The organism is Streptomyces sp. 6N223, assembly GCF_052246635.1.
Taxonomy (GTDB): Bacteria; Actinomycetota; Actinomycetes; order Streptomycetales; family Streptomycetaceae; genus Streptomyces.
Genome location: NZ_JBQQCA010000052.1, coordinates 25035 through 37481, shown reverse-complemented (window position 1 = coordinate 37481; position 12447 = coordinate 25035). Strand labels below are relative to the sequence as shown.

The following is a 12447-nucleotide window of genomic DNA, read 5'->3' as shown; positions in this document are numbered from 1 at the left end:
CAGAGTCCCTCGCCTCTCCCGACCTGTTGTCGCATCCGGGCACGGGAAGGTTGCCGCCGGGCGGGCGCCACCGCCGGGGCGCCGCCGCCGCCACCCGTTCACCCGCCAGCGGTGGCGGCCGGGCCGGTGCCCGGCGACGCTCGAGCCAGCGCGCCGCCTCCGTGGCGCGCTCACGAGACCCACGGGAGTTGTCAGTCGTCATGAACAGGAATGCCCTCGCCTCCCTCGTGGCCCTCGGCCTCATCGTCACGCTGGCCCTGAACCCGTCGTCCGGTGCACTGGCCCACCCGGCTACCGACGCCGGCACGGAGGAGATCTGGACGCACTTCGGCTCTCTCAAGGGGGCCACCGCCGCCTACCGCGACGTGGCCGCGGCGGAGGCCGACGGCTACGTCCGGACCTCCGACTGCGTAGCCGGCAAGGGGATCCACTACCTCCGCACGGTCGCCGAGGGCCCGGACGAGCTCGACATCGCCCGGCCCAACGCCCTCGTCTACGCCCCCCGGGCCGACGGCAGCCTGGAGCTCCACGGGATCGAGTACGTCTCCAGGACCCCGGCCACCCTCTTCGGCGTCCCCTTCGAGCTGTCGAAGGCCGTGTACCACTACACGCTGCACGTGTGGCTCTGGGAGAAGAGCCCCGAAGACCTCTTCGCCGCCGACAACCCGCGCATCACCTGCGAGGCGTGAGGTGTGAGGGCCGAGGCGTCAGGGGCGAGGGGCGAGGGGCGAGCCGGGGAGGGCTCCCCGCGATTCCGTGCCACGCTGGCGGCAGCGGGCGCGGGAGCGCGGGGCCGAGCGAGGGAGACGGGCCATGGCGATGTTCGGTGGTCGGGGGAACGGGCGGCTGTCGAGGATCCCGCTCGCCCGCGACGAGCCGATCGAGCGCTGGCAGCGGCGGCTGGCCGAGGCCGGCCTGCGGTTGGTGGAGATCAAGCAGACCGACAGCGGGATCTACCAGACGCTCGCCGGCGACGACGCTGAGCAGGCCAAGGACTTCCTGCGGCACGAGACCGTGGAGAAGGAGCAGTACTACATCGTCGTCGAGACCCCGGACGGGAACTGGGGCGCCGACATCAACGGCCTGTTCCTCGAAAACCTGCGCCCCTGGCAGACGGACACCGCGACCGCCGAGTGCCGCGGCCAGCTCAGGGGCCTGATCGGCGGCGGCGAGGGCATCGCCGCCGCCGCCCACGGCTGGGTCGACAACTACCTGGTCCAGGTGGGCTGCGGACGCTGCGGCCACGAGTGGATCGACGGCATCCGCTTCCGCGACGCCACCCTGGTGCGGTGCCCCGCCTGCCACGCGCGCAACCTGGTCGACTCGGGGGCGGTCACCTACACCGAGTTCGGCTGATGTCGGACCGACCGACCGCCTTCACGCGGGCTTCTCCCACACCGACACGTGCTTCCCGCTTTCGCTGGTGAACGGCTCGCGGCTCCAGTCCGCCCAGCGGTCGCGCAGCCGCAGCCCGGCGATCCGCGCCATCAGATCCAGCTCGGACGGCCACACGTACCGGAAGGGGATCGACCGGAAGGAGCCCCGGCCATCGGCGGTGACGTCGACGTAGTTCGAGCTCATCGCCTGCGTGGCGGTGTCGTACACGTCGTACGCCCAGCCCGTGTCGCTCACGCGGAACGGCACGACGCTGTGCCCCGGCGGCAGCCTGCGCAGCTCGGGAACGCCGACCTCGATCACGAAGACGCCGCCGGGCGCGAGGTGGTCCGCCACATTGCGGAAGCAGGCCACCTGCGCCTCCTGCGTCGTGAGGTTGTTGATCGTGTTGAAGACCAGATACGCCAGCGAGAAGGTGCCCGCCCCCTCCACCCGCGTCGTGGCGAAGTCCCCGATCACGACCGGGATCGCGTCCCCACCGGGCTTGTCCCGCAGCCGCGCCACCATCGCCCGCGACAGGTCGATCCCGTGGACGCCCACGCCGCGCGCCGCCAGCGGCAGCGCGATGCGCCCCGTCCCGATCCCCAGCTCCAGCGCTGTGCCCTCACCGGCCAGCTCCGCGAGCACCCCGACGGCCGCGTCGATGGCCGCCGGGTCGAACGCCCCGCCCGACGACTCGTCGTAGGTCGCCGCGATGCTCTCGCCGAAGAAGCCGTCGTTCACATCATCGCTGTCCACGTTGACCACCGGCCGACCGTACCCCGCGCCGCCACCGCGACGCTCCCGGATTTCGCCGGGCGTCGTCGTGTCCCTCAAACACCACTCGTCGAGTCGGCGGACAGGCCGCGCCCCTCGTTCCGGGCCGGTGTGGCTACTGCGTCACCTCGTCCTCGCCGGGCCCGCCCGAGAGGGCGTCCGTGCCCGGGCCGCCGAGGATGATGTCGTCGCCGTCGGCAAGCAAACGCCATGGCGTCGGTTGATATCCGTGCGCATGGCTTTCACGACGGAGTGTCGACGGGCAGCCCTGCGGCACGTGCGGCGTCGGCCAGCCGCTTGTCGTAGGTAATGAACGAGGTGAGTTGCGGACGGATGGACAGGGCTGTGCCCAGGTGGATGGCGTCCAGACTTCGAACAGTCGTCGGCCGCACGGTTTGGGCCAGGATGCGGATGGCCGGGGCCATTTCCACCATGTCGATCAAGTCCAGGATCGAGGGGAGTCGTGTAACGGAGTGTGGGGCGTGACGCGCCAAGGCCCGGAATGACTCGATCTCCACTAGGACCGAACTGGTCCAGCCCGTCTCCGCTCGCTCGTCCAGCCAGTCCCTCAGCGCCTGCGACTCGGCTTCGGCGTGGACGAGTTTGACGACTGCGGCGGAGTCGAGATAGATCATCAGCGCTCTTCCCCGCGCTCTCGGGAGATCTCTGCGGCGACATCAATGCCGTCGGGTTCGCCCAGCGGCATGCGCAGAGCCGCACGTCGCATGGCGACCGCGCGTTCCCTGCGCATGGCGGTTTCCAGCACAGCCTGGCGGATGGCGGCCGATCGCGAGCTGCCATCATGGGTGAGGACGTCGAGAGCGTGCTCGGTTTCGGCATCGCTGCGGATGGTGATTGTGTCAGCCATACGACCAATGTAAGACAAAACGTCTTACGCGGCAAAGGGTGCGCCGCCGAGGGGCGAGTGGAATGGGGGGCGCGGTGGCAGCCTCTCGCTGTCCTCCCAGGCGGCAGACCAGCCTCCGGTGACGTGCCGTGCATGCGCGGCTGCAGGGAACACGAGTATCTGGGAGTCTGCCCCTAGACGCCGCCCTGGCAGCCCTGCCGTAGGCACGTCTCGCGCGGTGAACCACGAGGGGCACGGCTCGGCGCCGCGCCCCTCGCTCCGGGCCTGCCTGTTCCGTACGGCCTACTGCGTGACCTCGTCCTCGCCCGGCCCGCCCGAGAGGGCGTCCGTGCCCGGGCCGCCGAGGATGATGTCGTTGCCGCTGTTGCCGTAGAGGGTGTCGTCGTCGGGGCCGCCCGAGACGAGGTCGGCGCCGCGGCCGGCCCGCACCTCGTCGTCGCCGGAGTTGGCGTAGATGGTGTCGGCGCCGTCGTACGCCTCGATCATGTCGTCGCCGCGGCCGCCGTAGAGCTCCTCGGCGGAGGCGTCGCCCATCAGGTGGTCCATGCCGTCGCCGCCGTCCAGGACGGCGTCGCCCATGATCATGTCGTCGCCGTCCTCGCCCATCACCATGTCCGCGGTGTGGGCGTGGAGTTCGTCGTTGCCGGGGCCGCCGTGGACGGCCGCGACGCCGGGGTCGCTGGTGAAGATGCTGTCGTCGCCGTCGGCGAGGAAGGCGTGGATGTCGTCGGGGAGGGTGCTGTCGGTGGGCAGTTCGCAGACGACGAAGGTGTCGTCCTCCGGGTCGAGATATCTGCAGTGGTCGCCGGGCTGTATCGCGGCCTCGTCGTTGAAGCCGATCTCCCGGACGTCCTCGCCGACGGCCATGGCGGTGATGTAGAGGTCGTTGACCTGACCCTCTCCGGCCATATACATGATCGACTGGTTCTCCCAGTCGGCGCTGACCATGGCCATGGTCTGGGCGTTGGCGGGGGTGGCGGCGAGACCGGAGGCCAGCAGCGCCAGGGCGCCGGCCGTGACGGCGGTGCTCGCGGTGATGGTGGTCCGTGACGTGGGCATGGGGTGCGTCCTCACCTCAAGGTGTCAAGGAGTTCATGGAGTTCATGGAGTGCCATGAGTGGGCTGTCATGGCTGGGACAACACAGTGGCGCAAGTGGCTCGTTCGCGCCAGATCCCCACAGGCCGCTTCGACGCAACACCTCGAACGCGGTCTACCAGGTCCGCCCCCCGGCCGCGCCGCCGCGCGCTGCGCCGGCTCCTCGGCGCCTGGCCGGCGCCCGACCGGCGCCGAACCGGCGCGGCCGGGACGGTCAGCCGCCCGCCGCGCCCGGCGTCAGCAGGTGGCGTATCCCCGCGAAGTGGTGCCGCATCGCGTCCGCCGCCGCCGGGCCGTCGCCCGCCTCCAGGGCTGTGAGGATGTCCTGGTGGCGGGCGTGCGTGACGTGCGGATCCTGGTGCACCTCCCGCAGCTCCTCCCGCACCCGGTGCAGCGCGGCCCAGAAGGCGTCCAGCACCTCGCTCAGCAGGTGGTTGCCGAGGGAGCGGTAGAGCGCGATGTGGAACGCCCGGTCGGTCGCCGCCGTGACGCGGCCCTCGGTCGCCGCCTCCCGCTTCATCGTCTCCACCAGCTCGCGCAACGCCGCCAGGTCCGCCTCGGGCACCCTTCCGGAGACGCTGCCGATGAGGCCGGACTCCAGCGCCTCGCGGACCTCCAGCAGCTCGTACAGGCTCGGCTCCCCGTGGCGGTGGCGCACGGCGGCGCGGAAGACGACGCCCTCGACGAAGGAGTCCAGGCTCAGCGACCCGACGAAGGTGCCGAAGCCGTGGCGGATGTCCACGATGTTCACCGCCTGGAGGGCCTTGAGCGCCTCGCGCACCGAGTTGCGGCTGACGCCGAAGTGCCGCATCAGCTCGCTCTCCGTGGGAAGCGCGTCCCCGGGGGCGAGGCGGCGGAGCAGTATCAGCTGCTTGATCCGCTCCTGCACCTCGTCGGACATCACGCGCCGGGCCATGGCCGTCCCTACCTTTCCTCTCCCCCCGACACCGTCTCTTGACCTTAAGTTCACCTTGGTCTCCCGGACATAGGACATGGGATGTCCCGCTCGGGCAAGAGGCGGCAAGAGGCGGCGAGTGGTGGCAAGAGGTCTTGACCACTCATCAGGTCCCTCTTACCGTCGGTGCATCACTCGGACGTAGAACGTAGGACCTCCCACGACCAGCGACGTGGCCGGTCTCCCTGCGGCACGGGGGCGACGGGGTGCGGCGCGGCACCACCTGTCTGGAGCGGCATCGTGAGCGACGTTGTCAACGGATTCAACCGCAGGGCGTTCCTCAGGCTCTCGGGCGCGCTGGGCGCGGCGGGCGCGATCGGCGCCGGCCTCGGCGCGTGTTCGGGGCCGGAGTCCACCACCAGCAGCGACGACGAGGACGGGGTCCAGACGCTCACCGCCGTCATCGGCTACGGCAACGATCAGAGCTGGGACCCGACGATGACCGCGTCGGCGTTCTCGATGGCGGCCAACAACCACATCTACGAGGGCCTGCTGGATACCGATCCCATCACCCGCGAGCCATACGCGGCGCTGGCCACGGCGATACCGGAGGACCTGAACGCCACCACCTGGGCGTTCACCCTGCGCGAGGGCGCGGTGTGGCACGACGGGCAGCCGGTCACGGCCGACGACGTCGTCTTCACCTTCGACCGCATCCTGGGGGAGGAGACGGTCACCCTGGCCCGCTCCTTCTTCGTCACCTGGCTGGACGGCGTCCGCAAGACCGGCGAGCGCAGCGTCGAGCTGGACCTGCGCTTCCCCTTCCCGGACGCCGCGCCCCGGCTGACCATCGCCAAGATCCTGCCGAAGCACGTCTACAGCGCGGACGGCGCCTGGGACGAGCTCGACGGCGGCCGGCTGGTCACCGGCTCGGGACCCTACCGCCTCACCGCCCACCAGCCGACGACGAACAGCGAGTTCGAGGCCTTCAAGGACTACAACGGCCCGCGCAAGGCGGCGTTCCCCAAGATGAACTGGCTGACGATCGTGGATGGAGCGCCGCGCGTGGCGGCGATATCCGGGGGCAGCGCGGACGCGCAGATCGCCGACAACATCCCGTACGCCAACGTCGACCAGCTCCGCAACGACGGCCTCACGGTCGAGGGCGGCGCGGGCATGAACCACATGTTCCTGATGTTCAACACCGGCAACCCGCCCTTCGACGACGTGCGGGTGCGGCAGGCGCTGTTCTACGCCATCAACACCGAGCAGATGATCGAGGTCGGGCTGCGCGGCTACGGCAAGGCGCCGACCTCGTTCCTGAATGAGGGCAACGCAGCACACCAGCGCGCCGTCACCGTATACACGTACGATCCCGACCGCGCCCAGCAACTCCTCGACGAGGCGGGGGTCACCGGCCTGCGGATCAACCTGATGGCCGTCAACGTGAGCTGGATCGTGGACTGCCTGCCCACCATCAAGGAGTCCTGGGACGCGATCGGCGTCAATACCACGCTGGAGCCGCAGGACACATCGGCGCTCTTCACGAAGATGGATCAGAACCAGGACTACCAGGTCGTGGCCGCCGCCTCCAACCCCAACCAGTTCGGCCTCGACGCCGACCTGATCATGCGTTACAACTACACCGCCGGCGGCGGGTGGATGGGCTACACCCGGTGGGACGGCACCAACGACGCGAAGGCGCTGTTCGACCTGATGGACCAGGCCACGCGGGAGCAGGATCCCGAGCGCAAGCTGCGGCTCACCCACGAGTACCTGGACGTCATCGCCGAGCAGGCGGTGCTCTACCCGGTCGTGCACAACGAGCTGCTGACCGCCTGGGACCCCGAGCGCATCACGGGGGTCGAGCCGCAGCCCTACCCCGGCATCAACCTCCTCCAGGCGAAGCCGGCCTGACGCCGCAGCCGCAGGCCGACCAACCATGGCTGTCATCGCACGCATGCTGCTGCGTCGCGTCGCGACGCTCATCCCGCTGACGCTGGGCATCGCCCTGTTCGTCTTCCTCGTCATGGAGTTCTCCGACACCGACCCCGCCGCCGCGTACTTCATGGGAGGCAACCCGACGCAGGAGCAGCTCCACCAGTTCCGGGAGGAGAACGGCCTGCTCGATCCGCTCCCGGTGCGGTACGTGGCGTTCGTCGGCGACCTGCTGCGCGGCGACATGGGCACCAGCGTGCTGGGCCAGGAGCCGGTCGTCGACCAGGTCACGACGGCGCTGCCGCTGACCATGCAGCTCACCTTCCTGGGGCTCGGCCTCGGCGTGGTGCTGGCGCTGCTGCTGGGCGTCACCGCCGCGATCTACCGCGACCGGCTGCCCGACCAGCTCATCCGCGTCGTCTCGCTCACGGGCGTGGCCGCGCCGAGCTTCTGGATCGCGCTGCTGATGATCCAGTACCTGGCGGTGGAGCTGGGGTGGTTCCCGACCAGCGGCTACACCAACCCCGGCGACTCCCTCACCGGCTGGCTGGAGACCATGACCATGCCGGCCGTGGCGCTGTCGCTGCCGGTGGCCGCCGCGCTCACGCGCATCGTGCGCACGGCGGTGGTGGAGGAGCTGGACAAGGACTACGTGCGCACCGCCATCGGCAGCGGCCTGCCGCCGGTCGTCGTGGTCGGCCGCAACGTGCTGCGCAACGCCCTGATCAACCCGCTCACGGTGCTCGGGCTCCGCGTCGGGTACCTGATGGGCGGCGCGGTCGTCATCGAGACGATCTTCGGCCTGCCCGGCATGGGCAAGCTGATGATCGACGCCGTGCGCAACGGCGACCCGGCCGTCGTGCAGGGCGTGGTGCTGACGACCGCGGTGATCTTCGCGGTGGTCAACTTCGTGATCGACATCCTCTACCTGCTGGTCAACCCCCGGCTGAGGAGCGCTGACTGATGGCATCGCTGCTGACGCGCAAACGCCTCGCGGAACGCCTGTCGCGGCCCGGCGCGTACCGGATGGGCGGGCTGGGTGGCGTACGCCGGGGGCTGCGGCGGCTGCCGGTGATGTCCCGGGCCGCGCTGGGCGTGCTCCTGGTGGTGGTGCTGACGGCGGTGTTCGCCCCGGTGCTGACGCCGCACGACCCGCTGGCGCTGTCGGCCGACCCGCAGGGGCCGTCGGCGGACCACTGGATGGGGCAGGACAGCCAGGGGCGGGACATCCTCAGCCGGCTGATGTACGGGGCGCGGCTCTCGCTGGTCATCGGCCTCGGCGCGACGCTGCTCGGCCTGGTGGCGGGCGCGATCCTGGGGTCCATCGCGGCGACCTCCCGTAAGGCGGTGGACGAGGCCGTGATGCGCTGCCTGGACGTGGTGATGGCGTTCCCCGGCATCGCGCTGGCCGCCGTCCTCGTCTCGGTCTTCGGCGGCGGCATCCCGGTGCTGATCTGCGCCATCGCCTTCCTCTACACGCCGCCGATCGCGCGCGTGGTGCGCGCCAACGTCATGGCCCAGTACGGCGAGGACTACGTCACGGCGGAGCGGATCATCGGCGCGCGAACGCCGTTCATCCTGATCCGGCACGTGGCGGTGAACTGCGCGGCGCCGGTGCTGGTCTTCTGCACGGTGCAGGTGGCCGAGGCCATCGTCTTCGAGGCGTCCCTGTCCTTCATCGGCGCGGGCGTGCGCCCGCCGGACCCGTCCTGGGGCAGCGTCATCGCCGACGGCAAGAACATGGTGCTGCTCGGCGGCTGGTGGGCCACGGTCTTCCCCGGCCTGCTGATGCTCGTCACCGTGCTGTCCCTCAACATCCTCTCCGAGGGCATCTCCGACGCCTGGGCCGCGCCGGCGGCCCGCCCGCTGACCGGCGGCGTCGGGACGGCGGACGCCGCGCCGGAGGTCACGGCTGCCGCCGGGGGAGCGCCGTCGGTCGAGGTCCCGGGCCCGGACCCGGCCAGCGGCGATGGCGAGCCATCACTGTCGCCCGGCGCAGCCGGAGCCGAGGCGTCGCCGCAGACGCGCGGTGGCGCCGGGCGTCCGCCCCAGGACGACGGCGAGGGCGTGCCTGGCGCGGCCGGATCCGTAGCCGATGCCGAACCCGAAGCGAATGCCGACGCCGACGCCGACGCCGAGGCGGACGGCGCCGAGCTGGCGCCGCCCGCGTCGCCGGAGCGCGGCCTCGGTACCGACCGGAGGCCGACGTCGGCTGACGGCGCTGACGGCGCTGACGGCGCGGATCTCCCCGACGCCGCTCCGACCGAGCCGGCGGCCGCATCGCCGGTCGCGTGGCCCGCTGCCAAGGGCGGCGGGGCGGCGGGCGCCTCCGTGCGCATTCCCGCGCAGCTCTCGGGGGTCCAGGGGGCGGAGCCCCCTGAACTGAGGAAGGGGCGGGGCGGGGGAGAACCCCTCTCGCTCCCGCCCGGCCTCTCCGAGGCCGGCGCGCGGCTGCGCGAGCGGGCGCGCCCGCCCGTGACGGGCGCCCCCGTGCTGTCCGTGCGCGACCTCCGCATCGGCTTCGACCGTCACCACGGCGGCATCGACGTCGTCGACGGCATCAGCTTCGACGTACGCCCCGGCGAGGTGCTCGGCCTGGTCGGCGAGTCCGGCTGCGGCAAGTCCCTGACCGCCCTCACCGTGATGGGGCTCCAGCCGCGCGACGCCCGCGTCCACGGCAGCATCACCTTCGACGGCCGCGAGCTGCTCGGCATGCCCGCCCGCTCCCGCCGCCGCCTGCTCGGCCACGAGATGGCGATGGTCTACCAGGACGCCCTCTCCTCCCTCAATCCCGCCATGACCATCCGCGCCCAGCTCAAGCAGCTGGTGCGGCGCGGCGGCAAGCGCACCCCCGAGGAGCTGCTCGGACTCGTCGGACTCGACCCCGGCCGCACCCTGCGCAGCTACCCGCACGAGCTCTCCGGCGGCCAGCGCCAGCGCGTGCTGATCGCGATGGCGCTCTCGCGCAGCCCGCGCCTCATCGTGGCCGACGAGCCGACGACCGCGCTCGACGTCACCGTCCAGGCGCAGATCATCGAGCTGCTGCTGCGGCTGCGCGCCGAGCTGGGCTTCGCCCTCGTCCTCGTCTCGCACGACCTGGCGCTGGTCGCCGACGTCACCGACCGGGTGGCGGTGATGTACGGCGGGCAGATCGCCGAGACCGGCATCACCCACGAGCTGGTGGCCGCCCCGGCCCACCACTACACGCGCGGGCTGCTCGGCTCGGTGCTCTCCCTGGAGTCGGCCGCCCCTCGCATGACGCAGATCCGCGGCGTGGTGCCCTCGCCCGCCGACTTCCCGCCCGGCTGCCGGTTCGCCGACCGCTGCCCGATGGCGAGCGAGGTCTGCGCGACCGAGGTGCCCACCGTCCCCGCGCCGGGCGGCAACCACTCGGTCGCCTGCCACCACCCCGTCCTCACCCCGGAGAGGGAGGCCGCACGGTGACCAAAACGGTGACCCGAGAGACCGGGGAGACGAGGAACGCCGCCCTGCTGACCGTCGAGGACGCGCACGTCGTCTACGCCGCCCGCAGCGGACACCTCTTCCGCCCCGACCGGGTCTACGCCCTCACCGGCGCCGACCTGGCCATCGCCCCCGGCGAGACGGTCGGCGTCGTGGGCGAGTCCGGCTGCGGCAAGTCCACCCTCGCCCGCGTGCTGGTCGGCGTGGAGAAGCCGACCAGCGGCACCATCGCCTACCGCGGCCGCGACCTGTGGGGCATGCCGTCCGCCGAGCGCCGCGCCGTCATCGGCCGCCACCTGGGCATGGTGTTCCAGGACCCGGCCACCGCCCTCAACCGGCGTATGCCCGTACGCCGCGTGCTGCGCGACCCGCTCGACGTGCACCGCCACGGCACCCCGGCGCAGCGCGAGGAGCGGGTGCGGGAGCTGATGTCGCTGGTGGGGCTGCCCGCCCAGCTCGCGGACGCGCTGCCCGGGCAGCTCTCGGGCGGGCAGCGGCAGCGTGTGGCCATCGCCCGCGCGCTGGCGTTGGAGCCGGAGCTGGTGATCGCCGACGAGCCGACCAGCGCGCTCGACGTCTCCGTCCGCGCGCAGATCCTCAACCTCCTGCTCGACCTGCGGGAACGCCTCGGCCTCGCCATGGTCTTCATCTCCCACGACATCCAGACCGTGCGCCGGATGAGCGACCGGGTCATCACCATGTACCTCGGGCGGATCGTGGAGGAGGCGCCCGCCGCCGAGGTGACCGACCGTGCCCGGCACCCGTACACCCGCGCGCTGTTCTCCGCGACGCCGGGCCTGCTGGACCCGATCGACCCGATCCCGCTCTCCGGGCCCGTGCCCTCCGCGACGCGCCCGCCCTCCGGCTGCCCGTTCCGCACCCGCTGCTGGCGGGCGGACGCCGAGTGCGCCGCCACCATGCCGGACGTCACCGCGAACGGCGACGCCGAGGGCGGCGCGCACCGATTCCGCTGCCACCACCCGGTGGCCGGTGACGAACCCACCCGCACCCTCGTTCTCGAAGCGACCCGCACGACACCAGCACCATCAGCACCACCGGAGCATCCATGACCCTGCCCGCCCGCCTCGGCGGCGTCATCCCGCCCGTCTGCACGCCCCTGAACCCCGACGGCGAGGTGGATGACCGCTCCCTCATCCGGCTCGTGGACCACCTGAGGGACGCCGAGGTGGACGGCCTGTTCGTGCTCGGTTCGACCTCCGAGGCCGCCTTCCTCACCGACCGGCAGCGCCGCACGGTGGTGGAGACCGTCGCCGGACACCTCGGCGGCGCGCTGCCGCTGCTGGCCGGCGCCATCGACATGACCACGCCCCGGGTGCTGGACCACGCCCGCGAGGCTCTGGCGGCGGGCGCTGACGCCATCGTCGCCACCGCGCCCTTCTACGCCCCCACCGGCCCGGCCGAGACCGAACGCCACTTCCGGCTGCTCGCCGAACGCACCGGCGCGCCGCTGCTCGCGTACGACCTGCCGAGCGCCGTGCACACCAAGCTCGCGCCGGAGCTCGTGCTGCGGCTGGCCGCCGACGGCGTGCTGGCGGGGCTGAAGGACTCCAGCCCCGACCAGATCGGCCTGCGCCGGGTCATCACCGCCGCCCGCGCGCACCACGGCATCCGCGACCGCGACTTCGCCGTGTTCACCGGCTCGGAGAACACCGTCGACACCGCCCTGCTGATGGGCGCCGACGGCGTCGTGCCGGGCCTGGGCAACGTCGACCCGCACGGCTTCGTCCGGCTGGTGCGGCTCTGCGCCGCCGGCGACTGGGAGCGGGCGCGCGCCGAGCAGGAGCGGCTGCTGGCGCTCTTCGCGATGGTGCGCGGACGGCCCTCCGCCATCGGCGCGTTCAAGGCCGCGCTGCGGCTGCGCGGCGTCATCGCCCACGCCACCACCGCCGAGCCCCAGCGCCCCCTGACCGACGCCGACGTCGAAGAGGTCGCCAAGCACCTCGCCACCGCCGGGCTGCTCTAGGCGGTGTCCGGGCTGCTCCAAGCCATCAGCATCCCCCTCCCCTTCCCACCTCT

The 12447-nt window shown here is 71.9% G+C and carries 12 protein-coding genes; 7 read left to right on the top strand and 5 right to left on the bottom strand.

Going from position 1 to position 12447, the window contains the following annotated elements; all coding sequences use genetic code 11:
• Positions 1-200: 200 nt before the first annotated feature.
• Together ACTWQH_RS25925 and ACTWQH_RS25920 are read left to right on the top strand one after the other, a co-directional pair.
• Entirely contained in the window at positions 201-689 is a 489-nt protein-coding gene (locus ACTWQH_RS25925; RefSeq protein ID WP_443289161.1) for a hypothetical protein, read from the top strand.
• A 124-nt stretch (positions 690-813) separates the two neighbouring features.
• Entirely contained in the window at positions 814-1356 is a 543-nt protein-coding gene (locus ACTWQH_RS25920; RefSeq protein ID WP_443289160.1) for a hypothetical protein, read from the top strand.
• A gap of 21 nt (positions 1357-1377) precedes the next feature.
• On the opposite strand, the gene ACTWQH_RS25915 is transcribed toward ACTWQH_RS25920, so the two are convergent.
• From ACTWQH_RS25915 to ACTWQH_RS25895, 5 genes are all read right to left on the bottom strand, one after another.
• Positions 1378-2142, bottom strand: coding sequence for a class I SAM-dependent DNA methyltransferase (locus ACTWQH_RS25915; protein ID WP_443289159.1), 765 nt, complete (start codon positions 2140-2142; stop codon positions 1378-1380).
• 251 nt (positions 2143-2393) lie between these two features.
• Positions 2394-2786 carry a type II toxin-antitoxin system VapC family toxin gene (locus ACTWQH_RS25910; RefSeq protein ID WP_443289158.1) on the bottom strand — a complete coding sequence of 131 codons (393 nt, stop codon included), beginning with the start codon at positions 2784-2786 and terminating at the stop codon, positions 2394-2396.
• Positions 2786-3019: a hypothetical protein gene (locus ACTWQH_RS25905; RefSeq protein WP_443289157.1), complete on the bottom strand. Its 234-nt coding sequence runs from the start codon at positions 3017-3019 to the stop codon at positions 2786-2788. Before ACTWQH_RS25905 ends, ACTWQH_RS25910 begins: the two co-directional genes overlap by 1 nt.
• 282 nt (positions 3020-3301) lie before the next feature.
• Positions 3302-4078 carry a calcium-binding protein gene (locus ACTWQH_RS25900; protein WP_443289156.1) on the bottom strand — a complete coding sequence of 259 codons (777 nt, stop codon included), beginning with the start codon at positions 4076-4078 and terminating at the stop codon, positions 3302-3304.
• 251 nt (positions 4079-4329) lie between these two features.
• Positions 4330-5031, bottom strand: a complete 702-nt coding sequence (locus tag ACTWQH_RS25895) for a FadR/GntR family transcriptional regulator (RefSeq protein ID WP_443289155.1) — start codon at positions 5029-5031, stop codon at positions 4330-4332.
• Positions 5032-5310: 279 nt separating this feature from the next.
• Here ACTWQH_RS25895 and ACTWQH_RS25890 point away from each other — a divergent pair, with 279 nt between their 5' ends.
• Genes ACTWQH_RS25890 through ACTWQH_RS25870 form a run of 5 tightly spaced genes read left to right on the top strand, consistent with a single transcriptional unit; the run spans position 5311 to position 12394 of the window.
• Positions 5311-6927: an ABC transporter substrate-binding protein gene (locus ACTWQH_RS25890; RefSeq protein WP_443289154.1), complete on the top strand. Its 1617-nt coding sequence runs from the start codon at positions 5311-5313 to the stop codon at positions 6925-6927.
• A 25-nt stretch (positions 6928-6952) separates the two neighbouring features.
• Entirely contained in the window at positions 6953-7912 is a 960-nt protein-coding gene (locus ACTWQH_RS25885) for an ABC transporter permease (protein WP_443289153.1), read from the top strand.
• A complete protein-coding gene (locus ACTWQH_RS25880; RefSeq protein WP_443289152.1) occupies positions 7912-10392 on the top strand; it encodes an oligopeptide/dipeptide ABC transporter ATP-binding protein in 2481 nt (826 codons plus the stop codon). The genes ACTWQH_RS25885 and ACTWQH_RS25880 overlap by 1 nt, the downstream gene beginning before the upstream one ends.
• An 8-nt stretch (positions 10393-10400) precedes the next feature.
• Positions 10401-11480 carry an oligopeptide/dipeptide ABC transporter ATP-binding protein gene (locus ACTWQH_RS25875; RefSeq protein WP_443289180.1) on the top strand — a complete coding sequence of 360 codons (1080 nt, stop codon included), beginning with the start codon at positions 10401-10403 and terminating at the stop codon, positions 11478-11480.
• On the top strand, positions 11477-12394 hold the full coding sequence (locus ACTWQH_RS25870; protein WP_443289151.1) for a dihydrodipicolinate synthase family protein: 918 nt from the start codon (positions 11477-11479) through the stop codon (positions 12392-12394). The genes ACTWQH_RS25875 and ACTWQH_RS25870 overlap by 4 nt, the downstream gene beginning before the upstream one ends.
• The last annotated feature ends 53 nt before the right edge of the window (positions 12395-12447 follow it).